Here is a 26,573-nt window from a genome sequence, read left to right on the forward strand (position 1 = left end):
GTAGGGTAAAAAGAAAATATGACTATTTGTGATTATTTCAGATCTTTCATTGCAACATGATCCATATCGTGGAAGACCTGATTTTCACCAACCATTCCCCAAATAAAGGTATAAGATGCAGAGCCAACACCAGAATGAATTGACCAGCTAGGACTTATCACGGCTTGCTCATTACGGACAACTAAATGACGTGTTTCCGTTGGTTCTCCCATATAATGGAAAACCACATTGTCCTCTTTCATATCAAAATAGAGATAGACTTCCATACGACGCTCATGGGTATGGCAAGGCATGGTATTCCATAGGCTACCCGGTTCAAGAACCGTCATCCCCATAGACAATTGGCATGTAGGCAAAACTGAAGGGTGTAAGAATTTATAAATAGTACGAACGTTACAGTTTTCTACATTACCAATTTTTTCTGGTGATGCTTGCTGTTGTGTTATTTTGCGCGTTGGGTAAGTATGATGGGCTGGCGCGCAATTCATATAAAAACGAGCCGGTGTTTCTACACTATCACTGGTAAATTCAACACTTTTAGCACCCATTCCAATGTAAATCGCTTCACGAGCACCAATATCAAACACTTCACCATCAACAATCACTTTGCCAGCACCACCAATATTAATGGCACCTAACTCACGTCTTTCTAAAAAGAAATCAACGCCTAATGCTTTACCTGCCATTAACGCTAAAGGCTGTGTTGTAGGAACAATACCGCCAACAATAATGCGATCTATATGGCTATAAGTGAGATTCATTTCCCCTTCACAGAATAGGTTTTCAATCAGGAACTCCTTGCGAAGTCCTTCTGTATCAAGCCTTTTAGCATGTTCACTATGAATTGGCTGACGAATTTCCATTATAAATACCTCATTTTTACAGATGGGTGCATAACTGAAAAACTATGCATTTTCCCCGGATACAGAGTAAATATGATTTCCTCTGATGAATGTATCGGTGAGATGAAAACACTCATCCACCACAGCAAAGCTGGCTTCTCGCCCCGCTTTGATATAACCCAATTTATCGCCGATACCGAGATACTCGGCAGGGATCGCACTCGCCATTTGCACGGCTTCCCACTCAGGGACATGAGCGAGTTGCACCATATTTCTTAATGCACTATCTAAGCTACAAGTACTTCCAGCCAACGAGCCATCGGCTGTTTTTGCTTGACCTTGGGTGACGCACACTGTTTGAGCGCCCAGCGTGTAATCACCATCAGGTAATCCCCCCGCACGCATGCAATCTGTAATTAAAGCGAGTTGTTGGTAGCCTTTCATGCGATACGCTAATTGCATCATAACGGGATGAACATGAATGCCATCTGCGATCAATTCCGCCAAGACATTGTGATATAACACGGCACCACAACATCCTGGCTCGCGATGATGAAGCCCCGTCATACCGTTATACAAGTGCACACCACAATCTGCGCCATGTAAAAATGCAGCTGATGCTTGTTCATAAGTTGCCGCTGTATGCGCCACACTAGGCTTAATACCTCGATTGACCAACCAATCAATCGCTTCCATCGAACCTTGAGCTTCTGGCGCAACAGCAACACGCAATAGTGTGTCACCCGCACTTTCAAGCAGTGTTTCTAGCTCTGATATTGTGGGTGCTTTTAGATATTTCACCGGATGCGAACCTCTATGACGTTCGGTAAAATAAGGCCCTTCTAAAAAACTCCCAAGCAACAACGCACCGGATGTTTGTGGCTTTGATAAGAACTCACGTACTTGTGATAATGCGAGGCGAATATCATCTATAGGCGCAGTCACCGTTGTACCTACCCATGCAACAACGCCCGTCTTCACTAAAGCATCCGCAATGGTTTGTAACCCTTGCTGAGTCGCATCCATTACATCAGCACCTTCACGTCCATGAATATGAATATCCACAAATCCAGGCAATAACGATCGCCCTTTTAGGCGAATAATGGGGCAATCTATTGGCGCTTGTGTGGTAATTGATTCAATAACATCGCCTTTAATATGGACATAGCAAAGATAACGAATACCTTCTGGTGTAAAGGTTCTATCTGCTAAAATGGCATATCGCTGACTCATAAACCGTCTTCTTCTTCAACATCATTACTGTCTATTTGCGCCAGCTGCTCACGAATATCTTGGATACTTTCTTGACCTATTTCGCGCAACGTTTGCACTAACTCTGACACTGAACCCCCCTCTCGTTCAAAAGCGGCATTCACAATCATTGGTAAATTCACACCGGCTAGCACTTCAACAGCCGGGTTTTGCATCATAATTGCCATTGCACGATTACAGGGGGTGCCACCAGGTAAATCCGTTAAAAAGAGATATTGCTGACATGACATTGAGTCAATTGCTTCACACATTTTTTCTTCTAATTCATCAGGGGAAATTGACTCAACAAAATCAATAAACGCGATATCTTCCTGTTCTCCAGCAATCGCTTTTACCGCTGATGCCATACCAGAGGCAAAATTAAGATGCCCTGAAACAATAAGACCGATCATGAGTGACTCCTTGCGGGCAGCAGAACACTCTCCTGCCCGTTTATAGCAAGTTAATAATGTATTTCGATTAACAATAACTACTGTGATAAAGGCTTTCTGTTATAAGAATCCTAATACGTGACCGACAACGCCAAATGCAAGCGTTGAGAAAATCAATACTGGAGGCTTACCCCAAAAACCCGTACTTTTCACCATTTTGTACATTAGGAAAACTAAGCACAGAGGCAGTAAATTCGGCATAATTTTGTCAAAGAGTGCGGTTTGCAATTCAACCACTTTCCCTCCGAGCTCCAGCGAGGCGGTGGTTTGTACCTTAATAAAGGTCGCACTAAGCGCACCGATAACAAAAATCCCCATGATATTGGCGGCTTTAGCTAGTTTTTCAGTGGCATCACTCATATTGACCATCGCCGCAGTGCCCGCGCGATACCCCATAAACATCAGCCCGAAATACACTAAAAAGTGAACAATTTGATATAAGAAGAAGAAAACAAAAGGCCCTGCTATCGAACCTTCCATTGCAATGGAAGCACCTAATGCTAATGTCAGTGGCATTAAGGTCATATGGTCAATAGCGTCACCAATGCCTCCTGTTGGTCCCATTCCCGCGACTTTCATCACGTTAACCGTCGATGGTTTTTCTTTATTTTCTTCCATTGCAACGGCTGTACCCAATAAAAAGGTAAACAGCTTAGGACTGGCATTAAAAAATTGCAGATGGTTTTTTAGTGATGTTGCATAGTCACGTTTATTATTCCCATGAATTTTCTTTAGCGCCGGGATAATCGAGAAAGCAAATCCCCCACCTTGCATACGCTCAAAGTTAAAGTTGCCTTCCATAAAGAGGCCTCGGAACGCACACTTCCAAAGATCACCTTTCGTAATCACTTTTCTGATTGTGGTATCTTGATACTCATCAATGCCATCAATCAAAGAACCCGTTTCTGGTTTATCCTGTGTTTTCAATACGGTGCTATTATCAGATACCATCTTCGAAATCCTCATTTTGCTGACTTGTATTTTTGTTATTACCACTAAAGAAGAAGTAGAGCGCAGCGGCTGATGCGCCTAAAATAGCGACCGCCATAATTGGGAGTTTTAAATAGGTTGTCATGACGAAACCAATGAAGAACACACCAGCCACTTCTTTTGACCACATGATTTTCAACAACATTGCGAAACCAATAGCAGGAACCATCTTCGCGCCAATACCTAAACCTTCAAGCAACACTTTCGGGGTATTATCATCAATCCACTGAGCCGCGTGTTCACCAAAATAGACCGTTACGAAGGCAACTAAAGCATAAAGTAACGAGCGAACAATGATCGTGATAATCAGTAGCCGCGATACTCCACCAGCATCAGCTCTTTCTGCGTATCTATCCGCTTTACCCATAGTGAAAGCCGTCATTGCAAAGAAGCCGATCACCAACATTTGCATTAACACGGCAATTGGCATACCAATCCCCATCGCAACTTCAGGTGATTGATTTGTCATTACGGCAAAAGCAACCGCTGCAATAGTACCTAGTGTGACATCTGGTGGCTGAGCGCCTGCATTAGGTACAAGTCCTAACCAAGCAAGTTCTAATGTTGCTCCCGCAATCAATCCAACCTGCATATCACCCATAATCAGGCCAACGACAGGACCTGTAATTAATGGTCTATGAATATTTAATGCAACGTCATACTTATCGATACCGCAAAAGAAGGCCCATAAAGCCACTAAAGAAGCTTCAAAAATCATAAATAATCCTCAAACCTGCTAATGCAGATTTTTTATTCAGGAAATTATCAGGCTGATGCGAGCGCTAACACATCAACAGGTGTCTGATCGGGAGTGTTTTGAATTGTGCAAGTCACCCCATTTGCGACAAGGCTTTTGAACGCATCAATGTCAGCATCATTGACTGATACGGTTTTCGCAATTTGGCGTTTCCCCTCATGAAAATGCATATTGCCAACATTACAGTGAGTAATGGGCACCCCCCCTTCCACTAAACGGGCGACATCTTTCGGGTTATTACACAAAACAAAAATTTTCTGACGAGGAGATGCTTTACTAATAACATCAATTGTTTTTTGAATTGAAAAGAAGCGAACAGCGTATTCACCTCCCGCTGATGCTTTCATTCCTGCTTGCATAAATGCGGCATTAGGGCCTTCTGCTGCATCATCATTAGCCACTAAAATCAGATTTGCTTCTGTATGTTTACCCCATGTAATGCGGATTTGACCATGGAGTAAACGTTCATCAATGCGGGTCCAGACAATATTCGGTGTGTTCATGATTAGCTCTCTTATTATATTTTATTAATTTAAAACAGACTGTGTGTCGTCTTTTTTGTGTGAGAACGGATAAATTGTGACGCCTTGTACAACACGGTTGATTTCTCCTGTCGGAGACGGGTTATCAGGCGTATTCCCTAGTGCAATGGAACTGTGAAATGCGAATGATTGCGCCAACATCAAGTAAGGGAACAATAGCGCCACATCAGAACAGTTCTCTAACGCTGGAATATAAACAAAACTCTCAGGTGAGAAAGAATTATCATTTCGTGCGGTGATCGCGATCACCTTGCCTGATGCATTATCGTGAATAACCTCTCGTAATAAGTCGGTCTCATATTGGCGTGTATAAGGATCATTAGAGAAAAACATCACCACTAAAGTTTCTTTATTTACGATAGACTTAGGTCCGTGCCGAAAGCCTAATGGAGTATCAAAACTAGCTACGACTTTGCCTGCGGTAAGCTCCAACATTTTTAACGCAGCTTCTTGGGCTAATCCTTGCAATCCGCCACTTCCTAGATAAATAACCCGTTTAAACTTACCCGCATATTTATCCCTAATAATTTGATTCGCTTTATTAAACTGCGCCTTATAGTGACTAAAAAAGGGCACGATAGAATCACTAAAGACGTTATCACCTAAGAAAATAGTCACAGCAGCCATCATCATGGATGAAAAGCTAGAGGTCATTGCTAAAGAACGGTCATTGGATTCTTCGGGCATCAACAATGCCAATGCACTACTATTATTTTGGCAGTACTCATAAAGCTTGCCATTGGCATTACATGTCAGCACTAAGTGATAACACTGTGATAAACACTCAGTTGCAACATCTAACGCCGCCACACTTTCAGGGCTATTACCTGAGCGGGCAAAAGAAATTAATAACGTAGGGATGTCTTCCGCTAAATACTCTTGTGGATCAGCTACCAAATCCGTTGTTGCTATCGCATCTACTCGACGTTTTATATGGCCACTTAAAATAGGGGCTAATGCTTTGCCAGCAAAGGCTGATGTGCCAGCGCCTGTTAAAATAATTCGCGCATGAGGTGCTGCGAGCGCTTTATTTAAAAAAGTTTCAATGTCAGTACGTTTTTCTTTCACTGACTGCCATGTTTTCTTCCAACACTCTGGTTGTTGCTCAATCTCTTTCGCAGTCCAAAATGCATTCAGTTGCTCCAATTGAGCGGTCTGATAACTTAAATATTCCATGGTTTCCCCTCAATTAATGGACATAGCACGCATCGGCATAAACCGATAACACATCACGAATTTTTGCAATAACAAAAGATCTCGGCGATCCATCAATCATGCCTTCTCTAAATTGAGTAAATTGATAAGGCAGATATTGGCTCAATAATGGTAATGGAATAGGTTTAACGGATAAGTTACTCATTAGCGTGTCAATGGCGGCATTAATTTCAGCATCAGGCCAGTAATAGCGAATGCGATCACTAAAACTATATACTCGAGCAAAGGCTTGTTGACGCTCATCACCATGATAGTATTTTTGCCAAAAACCTGGCTCACGACACATCAGCTGCTCCATTTTTTCACGTAATTTAGAGCACTGTTCCTGCGGGAATAAGGTTTCTTCAATGGAGCAAAGTGCGTATAAACCTTCACGCATTGCAAAAGTGAGTGCGGGTCCGACTTTTAAAATGGCAAAATGATCGTTAACTAGCTGTTTATAAGCTTCTTTAGTTTGATAATCCGTAGAATGGGCTTCGAAAACGAGGTGAGAATAATCATTGACAACTTGGCTTAATGCTTGCGCTTTTTCTTGTTGATAATCAATGATCCCCGTATGATCAAATTCAACGCCAGGTTGAACAACCAAACCAATGACGCGTTCCCAACAATCACCAATTCCAACATCTTGAAAAGCTTGACGATGGCACTCTAGTGTTTTGCGTGCTGCATCAGGTGACGTGACTTCCACAGTATCGAGTTCTTCAGCGGCACCACCAGGAACGGGCACTTCTGTACCAACAACATAAACAATATCACTTGTACCAAATGTCTCTTTTGCCGTATTTTCTGCAATCACGGCAAGACGAGCGGCACGAGATGCCACAATCTCATCCGTTAAAGGAATGGGATCATCAGCACAAGACATACTGCAATCAAGATGGATTTTCTTAAAACCGGCGGCAACATAGTGTGCAATCAACACATCTGCATTTGCCATCGCGTTTTCGGCGTTAAGATGTTGCCAGCGATTAGGGCCTAAATGATCACCACCAAGAATAAGCTTCTCGATAGGAAAACCGACATTTTCCGCCTGTTCGATAACATATTGGTAGAAGTCAGAAGGTGTCATTCCTGTATAACCACCAAACTGATCAACCTGATTAGAGGTGGCTTCAATGAGCAGAAAGGAATCATTATCCAGCGCTTGTAATAGAGCTGCTTCTATTACTAAAGGATGGGCAGAACAAACAGAATAAATACCATTCTGTTTGCCCGATTTATGTTGCTGAACAATCTTTTCTAAAGGATGCATTAAATACTAACTCCATAATCAACACCGGCGGTGTTGCTAATGGAGTTAGCAAATTACGATGCCTTATCGTCGACGATAATGACTTCAATTTTGTGATCTTTCAGTTCCTGAATATATTCCTCAGGAATACCTGAATCGGTCACTAGTATATCAATATCACCAAACTCTCTGATCATATGACAGCTGCGTTTACTGAATTTCGTAGAATCTGCAACCGCAATAATCGTTTCTGAGATATCACACATTAAACGGTTAAGACTGGCTTCCTGTTCATTGTGTGTGGTGATACCAACACGTAAATCGAATCCGTCAACGCCTAGAAAAACCTTATCGAAACGATAATTTCTAAGACTATTTTCAGCTTGTGAGCCTGAAAAAGACAACGCACTTTTTCGCAATACACCACCGGTCATTAATACTTCCACACCTGAGGTATTTGCTAACTCCATTGCGACATCCAGACCGTTAGTCATGACCACTACATTTTCGCGCGACTTCAAATGTGTCGCGATTTCGCGAGTAGTTGTCCCCGAGTCAAGAATGACGGTGTCTCCATCCTTAATCAGCGTTGCGGCAGCTTTCCCGATTAATGTTTTTATACCCGCATTTTGTCCACGTTTTTCGTGGATACTCAATTCGGCAATAAATCCTGTATTAGGAATTGCTGCACCATGAGAGCGAACGATATAACCATTTTTCTCAAGAAAACTTAGATCGCTGCGGATAGTGACACTTGAGACTTTAAATAATTCAGCGAGATCTTCGACTCTGGCTTTACCTTGTTGGTTTACCATATCGAGGATTTCCATACGCCTCTCAACTGCCGCTTTCACTTTCGTCTCCTTACGAAACCAAAACGATATCTTTCGATTGGTTTCGAATATAGTTTACTACGCCAATTTTTACCGACAATGCAAAAAAACAAAACTTTTGATCTCTTTCACAAAGTTTCGAATCACTGTCGATTGCTTACGATTATTTTCGTGTAGCGTCAATAATAACCTTGAGGCCACTAGTTTCCAATAAATAAAATGATATAACGCAACGCTATACTTATGATTACACCACATATAGCTAGATAAAACACAATAATATAGATTTAATTTCGCTTCATTTCACAAAGTTCAGATTAAAGTTTCAATACATTCATTTATTTTCGAAAAACAAATCAAAAGAAATAGCCCAAATAGTCAATAGAATATGAAATAGTATCGAATAGAAAGTATTTTTAACGAAAAAAACCGTATTAACCTTTCGCAAAAACCTTTCATTTACTTTCGATATTTCGTATTTGTGATTTTAATCTCTTTTGTTTTGATAAATTTTACGTAATGTAACAGGATAAAAAGAAACTCAGGAAATGACTAATGACATTAAATCAACCTGTTTATTTTCATATGATGGCAAAACCCACAAGCTACCACTGTAATATTAAATGTGAATATTGCTTTTATCTGGAAAAAGAAAATATTTTTCAAGATGAGACAAAAGAAACGGGTCATACCGTGATGCCAGATGGTGTACTTCGTCGTTATATTAAAGACTATATTCAGTCACACAGTGGAGATCAGGTTGATTTTTCTTGGCAAGGTGGTGAACCAACGCTTGCTGGACTCGCCTTCTTTGAAAAAGTCGTCAAGTACCAAAAACAATTTGCTAACGGCAAGACAATCACAAACAGTGTGCAAACCAATGCGATCGCCATTAATCGCCAATGGGCGCAATTTTTTGCTGATAACCACTTTCTATTAGGCGTTTCAATTGATGGCATTGAAGCCGTTCACGATAAATATCGTATATCAGTGAATGGCAGCCCGACTTTTGAACGAGTAAAGCGAGCAATTAAGCTACTCAATGAATATGGCGTTGAATTTAACACACTCACTGTTATTAATGACCAAAACTGGAATAAAGGAAAAGAGACTTACCAAGCCTTAAAAGAGTTGGGTTCAACCTTCTTTCAATTTATTCCTATTGTCGAAGTTGATAGGCGCTTTCCTCATACTCATGGAGGACATTATGCTCCGGGTCCCAATGCACAATTAGCGCCATTTTCTGTCCCTGCTGAAGGCTACGGACAATTTATCACTGAAGTATTTGATGAATGGATAAGACAAGGCGATATCGGGAAAATATATATTCGCCTATTTGATAGTTTATTAGGTACGTGGATGGGATATCCCGCATCAACCTGTATTCAATCTAAAACCTGTGGGCAAGCATTGATCATTGAAGCCAATGGTGATGTTTATTCTTGCGATCACTATGTCTATCCCGCGAATAATTTGGGTAATATCCATCAAAATAGCCTTGCTCATTTAGCCACTTCAAAACAGCAACAGCGTTTCGGTCAAAATAAATATGATAAACAAACGAGTCTTTGCAAACAGTGTGAAGTGCAAAGCTTATGTTATGGCGGTTGTCCTAAACATCGCATTATTGCCATTGAAGGCGAGAAACATCGTCATAACTACCTGTGCCGCTCTTATAAAAAAATATTTCATCATACAGCGATAGGTATGCAACTAATGCAACAAGCCATTTCACGAGGAGGCCTCGCGAGTGATGCGCTTCCTGCGATGAAAAAAAACTACCTAAAGTAACCCTTTTTTATTTTATCTTGTTTGTTTTGGAGACAATCCGTGATCTTACCTTCTGTTAAAAAAAGCTTACTCGCAGGGATCATTGCTGCATCGTGTTTAAACATCCCAATATCTGCTAATGCAGGTGGTACACCTGAAAAACCGAATATTTTACTGATAGTGATGGATGATTTAGGCACAGGGCAACTTGATTTTGTACTGGATACCTTAGATGTTGATGCATTAGCGCAACGCTCTACACCGCCACGTTATGAAGGCGATATCAATAAAATGGTAGAAGCTGCGCGCATTGCAATGCCCAATGTCAGTGAAATGGCTCAAAATGGTGCAAAAATGACCAATGCATTTGTTGCTCATCCTGTTTGTGGCCCTTCTCGAGCGGGTATCTTTACTGGACGCTCTCCAGCAAGCTTTGGTACTTACAGTAATGACGATGCTATTTTAGGCATTCCACAAGATATCAAGCTATTACCTTCACTTTTCCAAGAAAATGGCTACGCCACCGCCAGTATCGGTAAATGGCATAATGCAAAAGTGATCCGCAAACCCAAGATTAATGAAAATAAGCAGACCCGTGATTATCACGACAATATGATCTCAACACCAGAAGCAGGTTATGCTCCTCATGAACGTGGGTTCGATTACGACTTTAGTTATTACGCATCCGGCGTCGCTTTATGGAATTCACCTGCATTTTGGCGTAATGGTGTCAATGTTCCTGCCCCAGGCTATACCACGCATCTTTTAACAGATGAGACATTAAAATTTATCGATCAACATAAAGATAAACCCTTCTTTATTAATCTCTCTTATAGCGTTCCTCATATTCCATTAGAACAAGCCTCACCAGCTAAATACATGGAGAAATTTGATACAGGTAATGTTGAAGCAGATAAATACTTTGCGGCATTAAATGCAGCAGATGAAGGTATTGGTCAAATTATTGCAAAACTAAAAGCAAACGGTGAGCTAGAAAATACCCTGATCTTTTTCTTATCCGATAATGGCGCGGTTAATGAATCCCCTATGCCAATGAATGCAATGGATCGAGGCTTTAAAGGACAAATGTTTAATGGTGGCGTTAGAGTACCTTTTATTGCTTATCAACCCGGTACTATTCCAGCAGGCACAAAAAGTGATGAGATGATCTCCGCACTCGATATTTTACCCACAGCGCTACAAACAGCGGGTATTGCGATCCCTGACAATCTTAACGTTGAAGGGAAAAACATCATGCCTTTGCTTAAAGGCGAAACCGCAAAGTCCCCTCACAACTATCTTTATTGGGCAGGTCCTGGCACGAAACATTACAGTGAAGAAAACCAAGAATTTTGGCACGGATATCACCAATGGATAACCTATCAACGTAAAACACCGCCTACGAATCCTAACTTAGAAAAACTCTCTAAAGGTGCTTGGGCTGTACGTGATGGTGAATGGGCGCTCTATTTTTATGATGATGGGAAAAATCAACCTCACCTATTTAACGATAAAAAAGATCCGTCTGAATCAGTCAATCTTGCTAAACAAAATCCACAAAAAGTGGCAGAGCTAAAAAATGCGTATTACCAGTGGATCAAAGATAAGCCCAAGCCCGTTGTTTGGGGACAAGATCACTATCAAATACTTGTGGATTCTGCAAAACCTTAATATTCAACTTCCGTTTTGTTTCGCAAGGATGCGTCTTTTTTCTGAGATACGAAAATGGCTATTGAAATTGCATCTTCAGCACGACCCAAACTCCCTTATGAGCACCCAAACGTAGAAATCTACCAACGCTTATTTAAGGAAAATATCATTCGACGATTAGTCAGAAAATCAGCTTATCGTCGCTATGATAAAACGATCACTGATTTTTTTAATGATGAAAACCAGTCACTTTTCTCTTTATGTGAAATGCTGACACAGTATGTCACACAGGCTTTTCATCATTACCAAGTCTGGGGTTACTCTCATGCTTATTATCCCGGAAGCCCAGGACAACAAACGGCAAGAACGGATGCGCTTGAAGGTGTTAGCCGAGTACTTCCTCTACTTGCCGCATGGATAGTTAGCAGCAAAAAAAGTACGTTGATGGGATTAAATCATCAAGCTTTCAACTTACCTTTAATCATCAAACAAAGCTTTATTCATGGCACAGATCCACTTCATAAAGGATATTGGGGAAAGCTTGAAGATTACGATCAACGCATTTGTGAAGCCTCTGATTTAGCGCTTACTCTTTGGATCAGCCGTGAATGGGTGTGGAATACATTAACACCTGCCATACAACAACAAATCATGACTTGGTTCGAACAAGTTAATCACTGCGAAATTGTTGATAATAATTGGCATTTCTTCCCTCTCACCGTCCAATTTGTCATTAAAGCACTCACAGGAAAAGACACTATTGCCCATTGGCGCTATGAACGACTAAAAGAGTTTTATGTTGGTGATGGATGGTTTCGTGATGGGGCAAAAGGTAACTATGATTATTACAATGCGTGGGGATTTTACTATTCATTGTATTGGTTAACGCAAATTGATCCTCAATTTGATACAACATTTATTACTCAATCACTTAATACCTTTAATCAACATTACCTTTATTTTATGACGCCAAAAGGTATTCCTTTCTTTGGTCGCAGTGCCTGCTATCGCCTTGCGGTTTCTGCGCCATTATTAGCAGGTGTCGATTTACATTGTCCTTCAGTAAAAGTGGGCGAGGCAAAACGCGCGTTTGAAAGGAGTTTGCGTTATTTTATTTCTCAAGGTGCATTAAAAAATGGCGCCCCCACTCAAGGCTTATTTACTCACGATCCTCGTTTGGTTGATAACTACAGTGGACCTGCCAGTAGTTTTTGGTCATTGCGTGCCGTAATTATTGCGCTTTATTGTGCTGATCGTATCAACTTATGGCAAACACCTTCACTTCCTTTACCGATTGAAAAAGATAACTTTCGTTTCGAAATCCCTGCCATTCAAGCTTTAGTGACTGGTGTGAAAGCAACACAAGAGGTAAACGTCATTTTTTGCGAAAATTATACAACGCAGCAAACACCATTGACCCGCCGTTTAGAAAAACAGACCTTAGCACAAAAAGTTGCTGAAACCGTGATAGGGCAGTCCAGGCGACCGAAAAATAATTTATTACGCAAAGGGATCACCAGTTATAGCTCTAAAATGGCGCATTTTTTCTAATCATCTTTCATTTGCTTTCAGTGCGAAGGAAATAAAAATGTGATTTAGATCTTTTACCTTTCTATTTCTTTCGTTTATTATGTTTCGTAATTAAACGAAAGATGAGAGGCAAACATGTATCTGGTTTCTACTCGTAATATGCTCAATAAAGCACAGCGTGAAAATTATGCTGTGCCTGCTTTTAATATTCATAACTTGGAAACCATTCAAGTTGTGATGGAAACAGCTGCTGAAATGGCATCACCGGTGATCTTAGCGGGTACACCGAGCACGTTTGCTTATGCAGGTAGTGATTATTTGATCTCTATTTGTCAGCAGGCGGCAGAGCAATATCGTATCCCGGTTGCTCTACATCTAGATCACCACGAAGAGATCCCTGATATATGCCATAAAGTCATTTCAGGTGTCCGATCCGCTATGATCGATGCCTCCCATTTTCATTTTGAAGAAAATATTCGCATCGTCAAAGAAGTGGTTAATTTCTGCCATCATTGGGATTGCACGGTAGAAGCTGAGTTGGGTCGCCTTGGTGGGCAAGAAGATGATCTTATTGTTGATACAAAAGATGCACTATTCACCGATCCTGATTCAGCGGTACAATTTATCAAAGCAACGGGGATTGACTCATTAGCTGTTGCTATTGGTACAGCGCATGGTATGTACAAACATGAACCTCATCTCGATTTTGATCGCTTAGCGATTATTCGCCAAAAAACGGATATTCCTTTAGTTCTTCATGGCGCATCGGGTATTCCTGATGCAGATGTACAACATTGTATCGATTTAGGTATTTGCAAAGTTAACGTCGCAACTGAGCTGAAAATAGCGTTCTCTAACGCAATTAAGCAATACTTCTTGGATAACCCTGATGCAAGTGATCCTCGTCATTACCTTGTTCCGGGCAAAGCCGCAATGAAAGCTGTGGTTGCAGATAAAATTCGTGTCTGTAAAAGTGATGGGAAACTGTGAAGATAAACAAAACTGTCGCCATTATTGGCGAATGTATGATAGAGCTAAGTGGTCAACCTTTTTTACCGCAACAACAACGTTTTGGTGGTGATACGTTAAATACCGCGCTCTATTTATCACGACTCATCCCTTCATTACATCCCCACTATATGACAGGTTTAGGCACGGATACTTACAGTGCCTTAATGCAAAAAGCATGGGAAGATGAAGGGATCAACTGCCAATCTGTTATTACTATTCCCGATAAACTCCCTGGCCTATATGCCATTGAAATTGATGCTTGCGGTGAGCGTAGTTTCCACTATTGGCGTAATGATGCAGCAGCTCGTTATATGACAACTGATAATCGTTTTGCCGCACATCTCAATGCACTGCCTGATAATAGTGTGATTTATCTTAGCGGTATTTCTCTTGCTATTTTAACGCCAGAAGGTAAAGAAGCACTACTCGCGCAATTAACCCGCCTTAAACAACGAGGGTTCACCCTAATTGTCGATTCAAATTATCGACCACGTTTATGGGATTCAATACCTCATGCACAAGAGTGGTTTGAGAAGCTATATAGTATTAGTGATATTGCTTTAGTCACTGGTGATGATGAACAAATACTTTGGCAACAACCCGCGTTGACTGAACAAGACATAGCACAACGCCTTCATCAATGGGGTAATCAAAATGTGATTATCAAATTAGGTGTAAATGGCGCTTATTGGTCTGATGGCAAAAATACGGGCTATGTTTCTCCCAAACCCATTAATTCTGTTATTGATACTACCGCCGCAGGTGACTCTTTTAATGCGGCTTTTATTGCTGCTTGGCTACAACATCACAGCCTACCTACCTGCTGTTTGTGGGGAAACACCTTAGCGGGGCTCGTCATTCAACACCATGGCGCCATCATTCCTCATGAAATTACGGATTCATTCTACACACTCATCAAGGATAACCATGACACAGTCAATTGTTGATACTCTTTCATCACTGAAAGTGATCCCCGTGATCCAAATTAATCGCGCTGAAGATGCAATTTGGCTGGGTGAAATTCTAACCCAAAATCAATTACCTGTTGCCGAAATTACCTTTCGTACACCAGCAGCAGCCAAAGCCATAAAACTCATGCATGAACACTTCCCAGAGCTAATATTATGCGCAGGAACAGTATTGACTGCACAACAAGCAGATATGGCAAAAGAAGCAGGAGCTCGCTTTGTTATTTCTCCGGGCTACAACCCAAGTACCGTTGATTACTGCCTTAATAATGGCATTGATATTGTACCGGGTATTAACAATCCAAGCCAAATCGAGATTGCACTTGAAAAAGGCTTAACCTTACTTAAATTCTTCCCCGCAGAAGCCTCTGGTGGTGTAAAAATGCTAAAAGCCTTAGCGTCACCTTACGCTCAAGTCCAATTTATGCCAACAGGTGGAATTAGTTTAAATAACGTGAGTGATTATCTTGCTATTCCACAAGTTGTTGCTTGCGGAGGAAGTTGGATTGCCACCGCAGATACGATTGATAAACAAGATAAAGAGACCATTGTTAATCATATTCAAAGTATCCACTCATTACTAAAAACGCATAAGGAATAAATAAAATGAAACAGGTTGCCGTTTTATTAGCTGATGGATTTGAAGAAGGCGAAGCTGTTGTTTTTATTGATATCATGCGCCGTCTTGATATTCATGTCGATGTACTTTCTTGCATGGATACTTTGGTATTAAATACCTATTTTGAAACGAAAATCAGTGCCGACTATCTATTAACAGATAAATTCTCACACAGTTACGATGCAATAATGATGCCGGGCGGTCCTAAAGGTACTGATCGTTTATGCGCTAACAAGCAAGTTATTCAATTTATTAAACGCCATATTGCTGAAGATAAATATATTTGTGCACTGTGCTCTTCTGGAGCAAAAGTATTAGCGGCACATCATCTTCTTGAAGGTCGTAATTACAGTACTGGCGATAAACTTGCTGATAAGTATGATGATGGTCATTACCTTGATCAAGATGTAGTTGTTGATGGAAAGTTTATCAGTGCAAAAGGATTAGGTGTGAGTTTTGAATTTGCCTTTACGGTGGCTCGCCATTTATTAAGCGATAATACAGAAAAAGTAGACTGGCAAGCTAATCATATTTATTTCAAACACTGGCCTTTAGATTACCTAAAATAACCCAATTAATTACTATTAGCGATAAAAATAAAAAATAACCCACCTTAATAAATTAATTATCGAGGTGGGTTATAAAAAACATAAATTCAATTACTTATCAATAAATAATCGTCCCCCCCCATTATAGTTTGAACTTAACCTTTTTGGATGTTTTCTTCTGCTTGATAAAATCTATCAGATACAGAAAATGAATGACTTAACGTTATTATTAATTAATACTTGTGTACTATTGCCCCTTATAATCCTTTACTGTGCTCGTCGAAAAAAAAAGTAAAAATACTTATTATAAGAGAATAAAAAATATATTAAATAATCAAAAAGATATCACCATCATGTTATGAGTCTCTCTAGAAGTTCTTTATTTCTAAATTAATAGTTTTTCATTTTTAGAAATAAAGAAAATATAATCTCTATAATAAATAAAAAATCATTGCATTATCTTATTAAAAAATATTAATAAGAAAAAATGCCAAAAAAGAACAACCTGTTATTTTTATATAACTAATTAAAATATAGAAATAATAAAGATGATAAGATATTACTATATTATTATTTATTTTTACTTAGAAAATTGCGTATTTATACTTAATAGAAAACGTCATAACTTTACTCTTATTGTTCACTATTCATACACGTCATATAGCCAAATTTCTTCTATTTCTTTTATCCAAGATATCATTTCATAAAAAAACATTATGATAACAAAACACAATCAATAAGAGTATTTTATATGTATATATACCAACCAACACAATGAAATGAAAATGATATAAAAAAACATCATCTAAAATATTAATAATATATTGATAACATTCTTATTTTGATTATTAAATAATATATACCACTATATTGATCTCTGATAACTTATTTTCATTACATTTATTTTTTAGAGATACTTCCTAAAAATATAAAGATAAATTGATTTATTTAATTTTATTTAATATAAGATTAATTACATTAAATTAAGTCTCCTGACTGTGAGATTATTTTTATTCCACTCTCAAGTGATCTTTTATTCGTTTTAATACAAGGAATTTATTATGTCTGATAGTTTTCAAAATGAAGTTCCTAAAGCTCGGGTCAATATAAAGCTTGACTTACATACAGGTGGCGCACAGAAGAAAGTGGAATTGCCATTAAAACTTTTGGCTATCGGTGACTACAGCAATGGAAAAGATAAGCGTGTTCTTTCAGAAAGAGAAAAGGTCAATATAAATAAAAATAACTTCAACAGTGTACTTACCGAATTCTCTCCGTCCGTCAATCTTACCGTAAAAAATACATTAGCCAATGATGGTACTGAAGAGAGTATCAAACTATCGTTTAAAGAAATGGCTGATTTTGAGCCAGAGCAAGTTGCTCGCCAGATCCCTCAATTACGCGCCATGCTGGCAATGCGTAATCTCTTACGTGACTTGAAATCTAACCTCCTTGATAACATCACTTTTCGCCGTGAACTCGAAAATATCCTTAAAGATCCTGCATTAAGTGATGAGTTACGCGAGGAATTATCTCAACTTGCACCGAAAAAAGACTAATTGGATTTTATCATTACAGGATTATGCTTATGTCAGTTAATAGCGAAAGTATTTCAAAAAGTACAACAACTGTACTTGATGAGCCAGCGAATAGCGGTGTTTACGCCTCACTGTTTGAAAAAATCAACCTCACACCTGTTTCTCAGGTAAGTGATATTAATATCTTCCAAGATAACAGTGCGCTGGCAGATGCAACAGCAAATGAGCGCGTTACTGTTGCTGTTCAAGTCTTTCTCGACCGTTTGAAATCTTCGGGTCAAAAAGTTGAACGTTTAGATAGGAATCTACTCGACCATCATATTGCGGATTTAGATAGACAAATTAGTGAGCAGCTTGATGAAGTCATGCATCACGCGGATTTTCAAAAAATTGAATCGGCATGGCGTGGATTAAAATTCTTAGTTGATCGTACTGACTTTCGTCAAAATGTAAAAATCGAATTGTTAGATATTGCCAAAGATGATTTACGCCAAGATTTTGAAGATTGCCCAGAGACAATTCAAAGTGGTCTTTATCACCATACCTACATTGAAGAGTATGATACCCCTGGTGGTGAACCTATTGCTGCGATTATTTCGAACTATGAATTTGATCGCAGCCCTCAAGATATTGCGTTATTACGTAACATTGCAAAAATTTCAGCTTCAGCTCACATGCCATTTGTTGGCTCTGTTGGCCCCGCTTTCTTTGGTAAAAATTCGATGGAAGAAGTTGCGGCTATTAAAGATATCAGCAACTACTTCGATCGTGCCGAATACATTAAATGGAAATCTTTCCGCGATTCTGATGATGCCCGCTATATTGGTTTGACGATGCCTCGCGTTTTAGGTCGTCTCCCTTATGGTCCAGACACTATCCCTGTACGTAGTTTTAATTATATTGAAGAAGTAAAAGGTCCAGATCACGAGAAATATTTGTGGACAAACGCAACTTTTGCTTTTGCTGCTAACATGGTTAAAAGCTTTATTAACAATGGCTGGTGTGTACAAATTCGCGGTCCTCAAGCAGGTGGTGCTGTAAAAGATTTACCTATTCATCTTTATGATTTAGGCACTGGGAGTCAGGTTAAAATTCCATCTGAAGTCATGATCCCCGAAACTCGAGAATTTGAATTTGCCAACCTCGGTTTTATTCCACTGTCTTACTATAAAAACCGTGATTACTCTTGTTTCTTCTCTGCAAACTCAGCGCAAAAGCCCGCTATTTATGAAACCGCCGATGCAACTGCGAATAGCCGTATCAATTCGCGTTTACCGTATATTTTCCTTCTTTCGCGAATTGCTCACTATCTGAAATTAATTCAGCGTGAAAATATTGGTACCACAAAAGATCGTCGCTTATTAGAGCTTGAGTTAAATAATTGGGTTCGTAGTTTAGTGACCGAAATGACCGATCCAAGTGATGATTTACAAGCCTCTCACCCACTTCGCGATGCAAAAGTAGTGGTGGAAGATATTGAAGATAACCCAGGCTTTTTCAGAGTGAAACTGTATGCCGTTCCACACTTCCAAGTCGAAGGAATGGATGTAGATCTCTCGTTAGTATCTCAAATGCCAAAAGCGAAAGCATAAGGTGAAGCACGGATGAAAATATACCGCCCCCTCTGGAGTGATGGGGCCTTTTTGGCTCCTCAGCAATTTCAACAACAAGCAAGATGGGATAGCTATCTCATTAGCACCATCGCCAATATGACGATTGCATCAGCATGGGGCGTTATTTGTGCCGAATTTGATGAAAGCGCCTTAACTATCTCACGTCTTAGCGCACAAAAACTTATCGTTCGTTTTCCTGATGGCACATTGATTGATACAACGCTGGCAGACAACTTACCGCCAGTCAATGAGCTTAGCCATTACTCGCAACATCAAACTCTTGATATCGTTCTCGCATTACCTCTATTGCAAGCTAATGGAGGTAATCTTATGCAAGAAGGGCGCTCTGATAGACCACAACCGTTCTATCAGGAGTGGATAAAAGTACAAGATTTAATTGGTCAAGAACAAACGGATATCGCGGTGTTAAGACACAGCATCACTTTGCGTTATGCTCATGAAGAAAATAGCGCATACATGACTTGTCCCGTCGCTCGCTTAATCCGCAATGCCCAAGGTGCATGGGAAATAGATAAACACTTTATTCCCCCACTATTAAGTTGTAGTGCGAGCGATGAATTAACGACCTTATTTTCAGAATTTATGCATCGCTTAGTCGCAAAACGTCGTCGTTTAATGACTATGCGTCGCGAAAATAATGAGCAAATGGCTGATTTTGCTGTTGCTGATGTCTCGCTCTTTTGGCTACTCAATGCGATTAACAGTGCAGAGCCTGTATTAATTGAATTTCTCTCATCAATGGGACGTCACCCTGAGCTTCTTTATCGTGAATTAGTACGTCTCGCGGGTGCATTACTGACATTTTCACTCGATCATGAAAATAGTGATATTCCGCTTTATCAACACGCATTCCCTGAACAGGTTTTTCCACCTTTATTTAGCTTACTGAATACCCTGTTAGAAGCGAGTTTACCTTCACGCGTAATTAGTATTGCGCTTGATAAAGAAGGGCCATTCTGGCGTGGTGAATTGCATGATCCTCGTCTACGCGAAGGGGCTGATTTCTATCTTTCAGTGCGTTCTACATTACCCGCTCATTTGTTGATCACTCAATTTCCATTGCTTTGTAAAGCCGGTAGTAATGACGATGTTGCTAGTGTGGTTAACGTTGCACTTAACGGTATTCCATTACAACCTTTAACACATGTTCCTGCTGCTATCCCTCTGCGTTTAGAAAATCATTATTTTGCTCTTGAACTCAATAACTCTGCTGGTCAAGCCATGCTCTCTTCGGGGCACTGTGCTTTTTATGTACCAGGAACCTTAGGTGAAATTCAGCTCGAACTTTTTGCGGTACTTCGCTCATGATAACGAATACAAGAACAGCTAAAAATAACATGATTGATATGCTTTTTGCTGATACTTGGTTAATGGTTTGTCAGCTACGCCAAGGTGCTGAAATTACTGATGGCAAAGCCTTCTATCGGCGCGTCTGTGAACATATTGATAAAACGCGCCAACAACTCACAGAAAAAGGCTATTCCCAATCTGCCATCGAAAACATGCTTTATGCGCAATGCGCTTTAATTGATGAAAGCGTGATGAATCGTACTGAGCGTGATGACGGTTACTTACAGTGGATACAATCACCGCTACAAGCCAAGTATTTCAATACATTAGAAGCTGGTGACAAATTATGGGATAGGTTGCGTAATCTATTAAATGAACCGGCGCCCAACCAGGATGTACTTATCTGTTTTCACCGTGTGATCACGCTAGGGTTTGTGGGTAAATATCGCCAAACCGATGCGCCTGAACGTGAACAAATTATTGAACTACTCAATACTCAACTTCCCGCCTATGCACTATCTAGTGATTTACCTTTAGTGATGAAACCCAAGCATCGAATAAATCGTCGCCATATTTATTGGTTAGGCTGGTTTGGCGGGATTGTGGTGATAGCAATGCTGTGGTGGGGCTTTTCTGTGTCATTAGAAAATTTACTTCAACAATGGGTAATTCAAGGAAAGTGATGCAAAAAAACAGGATAAAACAGTGTATTACATTGTTTTCAGCAATCTTATTACTGTGGCTGCTTTGGGGATTTTGGTCTTTGGGTAAAGAGATATCCTTTTTTCTGACCGCCTTTATTTGTCTCGTCACACTCACTTTATGTGTCTGGTTTTTCCGTCAACACAAAGGTGCTCCCTACCTTGAGGATGCACTTACAAACCTGCTCCCTCCTGATAATTATCATGGCGCTGTCATTATTGTTTGTGGTCAATCACAAGCGCTTTTTCATGAAAATCAGACGTACCGAGAGACAGCTAAAGGTTGGTATATCTGTGCCTCTTCTCCAATGGATTTGCTCAGCATCACTCAACATATCGTTGATATTGCGCCTTTACAATTACGCCAATTATCAGTGTTATATGCCTTATTACCTGAACAACACTTACAGCAAGAAGAAATTACTCACGAAATACTTAATTGGCGTCGGGCTATCCATGAAAACAATAAAAAAATAGGTAAGGCATTACCTTTTTGGGTGGCGCTTTATCTTAATTCTCCCGTTAATTCTCTCAATTCACATTTTGATGGCACAACACCCTGGATAACCTATTTAAATGGTCAATCTGAGTTAGTTGTTATCTCTGATGATCTAGCAACTCAACCTATTTCAACATGGCTATTACAAAATAGAGAGCAAACTGAAAACCAACTCACTATGGCGCTCTGGCTTGACCAATTATTGGCTTGGTTAAAAAGTGAATTTATTCCTCTGTTTACGGTTACTCAATCAGGTGCTCCAAGTCTTATTCCTGTTGCTTGGACAATGCAATTTACGACTGTTCCTACCCTTTCAGATAACAGTTGGGCTCAATTTATTCACCATAAAACCACCTTATTTCCAGTTATTACAAAAAAATCAAATCATCACGACGAATTACCTTTACCAGACATTGTGATTGATAAGCTCGCTCACGATGTCAATTTACTAAAAATAGAAACGACCATTGGTATTGTTGGAATGATCTGTGGGTTATTTCTTATTGGGGCAATATCAGGAAGTTATCATCATAATAAACAGTTAATTTATGATATCGGTAATGATATTCATCACTTTAAAAGTATTACTGATGAAAATTTAGAGCCTAAAAAAGTGGCTTATCAACAGTTACTTTCAGATGCAACCTTCCTCTCTCATTGGCAACGAGAAGGTATTCCTGCTCGCTATTCTTTAGCGTTATATCAAGGCAATAACATCTTACCTTATTTACACGCCTTGCTCAGTTCATGGGCTCCGCCATTACCACCAGCACCTATCATCATGCAAGAAGCGCCTGAAATGGTGACGTTAGATAGTCTTGCTCTCTTCGCTTCTGGTCAATATGAATTAAAAAATGAGGCGACCAAAGTACTTGTTGATGCGCTTATCAATATAAAAGCCAAGCCAGGTTGGTTAATTGTTATTTCTGGGTACACCGACAACACAGGCAACCCCGATTTAAACCAAAAACTTTCACTTAAACGAGCTGAAGCCGTGCGTGATTGGATGATCAAAACCAGTGATATCGCACCATCTTGTTTTGCAGTGCAAGGATATGGTCAGCATCAGCCTGTTGCAGATAACTCAACACTTGATGGTCGAGCTCGTAATCGTCGAGTTGAAATTCGCCTGATACCTCAAGCTGATGCTTGTCAGGTATTAGCTGATGACCTTACGCCACTGAAGGATGGTGGCAACTAAACCTTAGAAAGGAGATGTAATTATGGCTATTCCTGTATACCTCTGGTTAAAAGATGACGGTAATGCGGATATCAAAGGCTCTGTTAATGTTCAAGATCGTGAAGGCAGCATTGAAGTCGTCGCTCAAGATCACAACTTATACATTCCAACAGATAACAATACTGGCAAATTAACCGGTACACGTATCCATACTCCATTTATCTTCGTTAAAGAAATCGATGCCTCTAGCCCGTATTTGTACAAGGCAGTAACAACGGGACAAACCTTAAAAAAGGCAGAGTTTAAGTGGTATCGCATCGATGACGCGGGTCAAGAAGTTGAATATTTCAACACCACACTTGAAAACGTCAAAGTCGTAAAAGTGGCGCCTAAGATGCACAACATCAAAGATCCAACCAAAGAGAAACACAATCACCTTGAAGAAGTTGAATTGCGTTACGAAAAAATCACTTGGACTTACAAAGACGGAAATATCATTCATTCAGATTCATGGAATGAACGCGCTACTGCGTAAAACTAAAGCAAACAGGCGGTTAACCGCCTGTTTTTAAAAATATTTAAATTACAACACTATTTAAAGCACAACGAACAAATACTCTAAATAGTTCAAGGTGTAGCTAGGCGACAAGTGAATGAGTCACTAAGAACATACAAAAGTATGTGACTAGTGCGAGTGAGTGCAGTCAACAACGCTACAACTTGAAACTTGAAACTTGAAATATGAAGAATATGACCTTATGAGCCTCGGTCTATGGCTAAGGGCGGTAGCGTACCTAAATCCCCTCAATAGGGACTTCATTACTGGGAGAAAACATGGAAAATCAATCTATCATGCTATTGCGTCGGTTAAATCCTTATTGTGCAAAAGCACTCGAAGCTGCGGCATCATTATGCCAAACTCGAGCTCATGCAGAAGTGACTATTGAGCACTGGTTATTAAAAATTCTAGAGCTAGGTGAAAGTGATATCACTGTTTTAGCTCGTCGCTATGAATGGGATTTATCCGCACTTTGGCAAGACTTACTTGACGCAATTGATAACTTGCCCCGCACTGTACGCAGCCAACCTCGATTATCCAAGCCCTTATTAGAACTGATTAAAAATGCATGGGTAATTGCTTCTCTTGATGAAGATATCGAACAAATTCGTAGTGTCCATTTACTTACAACGATGACTCGCCATCCAACATTAGTTCAATTAGATACCCTATGGCCTTTAATGACATTAGGTGAAACACAACTACAACGATTAAGACCTTTACTTGATGCCCAATCAGATGAAAGACCTGAAGTTCAACAACTTGCGGTGCATAATCACACTGCTGAAAATAATATAAACCACGAAAAAAACGATCAACCTTCAACTACCTCTGACAACGCCATTATTGGTCATACACTAAATGAAGCTCTACAAGCAGTATTAAATAAATTTACGATTGATGTGACAGAAAAAGCACGCCTAGGTGAAATTGACCCCGTATTTGGTCGAGATGATGAAATTCGCCAAATGGTTGATATTCTCTCCCGTCGACGTAAAAACAACCCTATTCTTGTTGGTGAGCCCGGTGTCGGTAAAACTGCGCTGGTTGAAGGATTAGCGTTACGTATTGCTGAAAAAAATGTCCCTATCAGTTTACAAACTACCTCATTACGCACTCTAGATTTAGGTTTATTACAAGCAGGAGCGGGCGTAAAAGGTGAATTTGAACAACGACTAAAAAATGTTATTGATGCCGTTCAACAATCACCTTCCCCAATTCTACTTTTTATTGATGAAGCACATACAATCATAGGTGCTGGTAATCAAGCCGGTGGCGCGGATGCCGCCAACTTATTAAAACCGGCATTAGCACGTGGTGAATTACGTACCATCGCGGCAACCACTTGGTCGGAATACAAACAATATTTTGAGCGTGATGCCGCATTAGAGCGCCGTTTTCAAATCGTTAAAGTTGACGAACCTGATGATGAAAAAGCCTTTTTAATGTTACGAGGATTAAAATCTCGTTATGCAAAATATCATGGCGTACACATTACTGATGATGCAGTAAAAGCCGCCGTAACGTTATCACGTCGTTATTTAACAGGCCGCCAACTTCCTGATAAAGCCGTTGATTTACTTGATACCGCCAGTGCGCGTATTCGCATGAGTTTAGACACCTTACCAGAAGAACTCACTCGCATTAAAGCCAAACGCTATGCACTTGAACTAGAACAAAAAGCGATCCTAGATGATATCACTATTGGCAATTTAACTAATCAAACAAAATTATCTGACTTATCTTCTCAAGATGCCCAATTAGCTCTTCAACTCGAAACACTAGAACAGCGCTTCGAACAAGAAAAAGAGATGATCTGTCAGTTAATTGAAAGCAGACAAGATCCCGAAAATACCGCAACGTCAGCACAGTTACAGCAACAACTTTCACAATTACAACAAGAAGCACCACTTTTAAACCCTGATGTCGATGTTCGTACCGTAGCGACAGTCATTGCAGACTGGACAGGCGTTCCCCTTTCAAGCCTACTTAAAGATGAACAAATTGGTTTATTAGAGTTAGAAAGTAACTTATCAAAATATGTCATTGGTCAAGACAGCGCTTTACTCGCATTAGCTCAGCGTTTACGAGCATCAAGAACCGGATTAGTGTCTGAAAATGGGCCTCAAGGTGTCTTTTTATTAGTGGGACCTAGTGGCGTTGGTAAAACAGAAACCGCACTTGCACTGGCGGAATGTCTGTTTGGTGGTCAAAAATCGTTAATCACAATTAACATGTCTGAATATCAAGAAGCTCACACGGTCAGTCAATTAAAAGGTTCTCCTCCAGGTTATGTGGGATACGGTCAAGGTGGTGTATTAACGGAAGCAGTCAGAAAACGCCCTTACAGTATTGTATTACTTGATGAAGTTGAAAAAGCACATCGTGATGTTTTAAACCTCTTCTATCAAGTCTTCGATCGCGGTTTTATGCGTGACGGTGAAGGACGTGAAATTGATTTTCGTAACACGGTTATTTTAATGACTGCAAACTTAGGCAGTGATTATTTAATGCAACAGTTAGAAGAAGCACCACAAAGTACCGATGGTGATTTGCAAGAAACACTACGCCCTATTTTACGCGATCATTTCCAACCTGCGTTATTAGCGCGTTTTCAAACATTGATTTATCGTCCTTTAGATGCAACGGCTTTACGCACGATTGTTGAGATGAAACTAAACGGCGTACTTAAACGTCTTTATACACACTATCGTTTAACTGGTGTTGTAGAAGAAGCTCTTTACGACACCATTGTTGATGCATGCCTACTTCCTGATACAGGTGCTCGCAATATCGATAGTCTGCTTAATCAACAAATTCTCCCCATCCTTAGCCAACAACTTCTTTTGCGCCAAGCCTGTGCTGAAAAATCACAATATGTCATTTTAGGCTTTAATGAAGAAGAGGGTATTACGTTGAGTTTTAGTGATGAATTGTCACATTGATTAAGGCATATCATC

At 40.0% G+C, this 26,573-nt stretch carries 23 protein-coding genes; 14 read left to right on the plus strand and 9 right to left on the minus strand.

From position 1 onward, the window contains the following. Nucleotides 1–32: 32 nt before the first annotated feature. The 9 genes from kduI to agaR all read right to left on the minus strand — a co-directional run bounded on the left by kduI (nt 33) and on the right by agaR (nt 8,137). A complete protein-coding gene (kduI, locus tag SB028_RS14715) occupies nt 33–863 on the minus strand; it encodes a 5-dehydro-4-deoxy-D-glucuronate isomerase (protein WP_069367641.1) in 831 nt (276 codons plus the stop codon). A 42-nt stretch (nt 864–905) separates the two neighbouring features. Beyond that, nucleotides 906–2,075: an N-acetylglucosamine-6-phosphate deacetylase gene (nagA, locus tag SB028_RS14720; RefSeq protein WP_069367640.1), complete on the minus strand. Its 1,170-nt coding sequence runs from the start codon at nt 2,073–2,075 to the stop codon at nt 906–908. Next, nucleotides 2,072–2,506, minus strand: coding sequence for a PTS galactosamine/N-acetylgalactosamine transporter subunit IIA (gene agaF / locus SB028_RS14725; protein ID WP_069367639.1), 435 nt, complete (start codon nt 2,504–2,506; stop codon nt 2,072–2,074). Before agaF ends, nagA begins: the two co-directional genes overlap by 4 nt. A gap of 99 nt (nt 2,507–2,605) precedes the next feature. Continuing rightward, entirely contained in the window at nt 2,606–3,496 is an 891-nt protein-coding gene (locus SB028_RS14730; RefSeq protein WP_069367638.1) for a PTS system mannose/fructose/sorbose family transporter subunit IID, read from the minus strand. Further along, complete coding sequence (agaW, locus tag SB028_RS14735; protein ID WP_069367637.1) at nt 3,486–4,253, minus strand: PTS N-acetylgalactosamine transporter subunit IIC; 768 nt, start codon at nt 4,251–4,253, stop codon at nt 3,486–3,488. The genes SB028_RS14730 and agaW overlap by 11 nt, the downstream gene beginning before the upstream one ends. A gap of 47 nt (nt 4,254–4,300) precedes the next feature. Continuing rightward, on the minus strand, nt 4,301–4,795 hold the full coding sequence (gene agaV, locus SB028_RS14740) for a PTS N-acetylgalactosamine transporter subunit IIB (RefSeq protein WP_069367636.1): 495 nt from the start codon (nt 4,793–4,795) through the stop codon (nt 4,301–4,303). Nucleotides 4,796–4,819: 24 nt separating this feature from the next. Then, on the minus strand, nt 4,820–6,010 hold the full coding sequence (locus SB028_RS14745; RefSeq protein ID WP_069367635.1) for an SIS domain-containing protein: 1,191 nt from the start codon (nt 6,008–6,010) through the stop codon (nt 4,820–4,822). A gap of 13 nt (nt 6,011–6,023) precedes the next feature. Then, nucleotides 6,024–7,304, minus strand: a complete 1,281-nt coding sequence (gene kbaZ, locus SB028_RS14750) for a tagatose-bisphosphate aldolase subunit KbaZ (RefSeq protein WP_069367634.1) — start codon at nt 7,302–7,304, stop codon at nt 6,024–6,026. Nucleotides 7,305–7,357: 53 nt separating this feature from the next. Continuing rightward, nucleotides 7,358–8,137 carry a transcriptional repressor AgaR gene (gene agaR, locus SB028_RS14755; RefSeq protein ID WP_036912386.1) on the minus strand — a complete coding sequence of 260 codons (780 nt, stop codon included), beginning with the start codon at nt 8,135–8,137 and terminating at the stop codon, nt 7,358–7,360. A 534-nt stretch (nt 8,138–8,671) separates the two neighbouring features. Here agaR and SB028_RS14760 point away from each other — a divergent pair. The 14 genes from SB028_RS14760 (at nt 8,672) to tssH (ending at nt 26,558) form a co-directional block, all read left to right on the plus strand. Then, the gene (locus SB028_RS14760) at nt 8,672–9,907 is read left to right on the plus strand and encodes an anaerobic sulfatase maturase (RefSeq protein WP_069367633.1); all 1,236 of its coding nucleotides are present in this window, start codon (nt 8,672–8,674) and stop codon (nt 9,905–9,907) included. A 39-nt stretch (nt 9,908–9,946) separates the two neighbouring features. After that, entirely contained in the window at nt 9,947–11,557 is a 1,611-nt protein-coding gene (locus tag SB028_RS14765) for a sulfatase (protein ID WP_069367632.1), read from the plus strand. 54 nt (nt 11,558–11,611) lie between these two features. Next, nucleotides 11,612–13,087: a DUF2264 domain-containing protein gene (locus SB028_RS14770; protein WP_069367631.1), complete on the plus strand. Its 1,476-nt coding sequence runs from the start codon at nt 11,612–11,614 to the stop codon at nt 13,085–13,087. 114 nt (nt 13,088–13,201) lie between these two features. Further along, complete coding sequence (locus SB028_RS14775) at nt 13,202–14,056, plus strand: tagatose bisphosphate family class II aldolase (RefSeq protein ID WP_069367630.1); 855 nt, start codon at nt 13,202–13,204, stop codon at nt 14,054–14,056. Further along, nucleotides 14,053–15,024 carry a sugar kinase gene (locus SB028_RS14780; protein ID WP_069367629.1) on the plus strand — a complete coding sequence of 324 codons (972 nt, stop codon included), beginning with the start codon at nt 14,053–14,055 and terminating at the stop codon, nt 15,022–15,024. Before SB028_RS14775 ends, SB028_RS14780 begins: the two co-directional genes overlap by 4 nt. Beyond that, a complete protein-coding gene (locus tag SB028_RS14785) occupies nt 15,005–15,646 on the plus strand; it encodes a bifunctional 4-hydroxy-2-oxoglutarate aldolase/2-dehydro-3-deoxy-phosphogluconate aldolase (RefSeq protein ID WP_069367628.1) in 642 nt (213 codons plus the stop codon). Before SB028_RS14780 ends, SB028_RS14785 begins: the two co-directional genes overlap by 20 nt. Before the next feature lie 5 nt (nt 15,647–15,651). Then, on the plus strand, nt 15,652–16,233 hold the full coding sequence (locus tag SB028_RS14790) for a DJ-1/PfpI family protein (RefSeq protein ID WP_069367627.1): 582 nt from the start codon (nt 15,652–15,654) through the stop codon (nt 16,231–16,233). Nucleotides 16,234–17,273: 1,040 nt separating this feature from the next. Then, on the plus strand, nt 17,274–17,771 hold the full coding sequence (gene tssB, locus SB028_RS14795; RefSeq protein WP_069367626.1) for a type VI secretion system contractile sheath small subunit: 498 nt from the start codon (nt 17,274–17,276) through the stop codon (nt 17,769–17,771). A gap of 23 nt (nt 17,772–17,794) precedes the next feature. Next, nucleotides 17,795–19,342, plus strand: a complete 1,548-nt coding sequence (gene tssC / locus SB028_RS14800; protein WP_139151974.1) for a type VI secretion system contractile sheath large subunit — start codon at nt 17,795–17,797, stop codon at nt 19,340–19,342. Between the two features lie 12 nt (nt 19,343–19,354). After that, nucleotides 19,355–20,692, plus strand: coding sequence for a type VI secretion system baseplate subunit TssK (tssK, locus tag SB028_RS14805; protein ID WP_069367624.1), 1,338 nt, complete (start codon nt 19,355–19,357; stop codon nt 20,690–20,692). Continuing rightward, entirely contained in the window at nt 20,689–21,357 is a 669-nt protein-coding gene (gene tssL / locus SB028_RS14810; protein ID WP_069367623.1) for a type VI secretion system protein TssL, short form, read from the plus strand. The genes tssK and tssL overlap by 4 nt, the downstream gene beginning before the upstream one ends. Further along, on the plus strand, nt 21,357–23,075 hold the full coding sequence (locus SB028_RS14815; RefSeq protein WP_260665142.1) for an OmpA family protein: 1,719 nt from the start codon (nt 21,357–21,359) through the stop codon (nt 23,073–23,075). The genes tssL and SB028_RS14815 overlap by 1 nt, the downstream gene beginning before the upstream one ends. A gap of 22 nt (nt 23,076–23,097) precedes the next feature. Beyond that, nucleotides 23,098–23,589: an Hcp family type VI secretion system effector gene (locus SB028_RS14820; protein WP_023583757.1), complete on the plus strand. Its 492-nt coding sequence runs from the start codon at nt 23,098–23,100 to the stop codon at nt 23,587–23,589. A 299-nt stretch (nt 23,590–23,888) separates the two neighbouring features. Then, complete coding sequence (tssH, locus tag SB028_RS14825; protein ID WP_069367621.1) at nt 23,889–26,558, plus strand: type VI secretion system ATPase TssH; 2,670 nt, start codon at nt 23,889–23,891, stop codon at nt 26,556–26,558. Nucleotides 26,559–26,573: the final 15 nt, after the last annotated feature.

The organism is Proteus vulgaris (assembly GCF_033708015.1).
In the GTDB taxonomy this organism is placed as follows: Bacteria; Pseudomonadota; Gammaproteobacteria; order Enterobacterales; family Enterobacteriaceae; genus Proteus.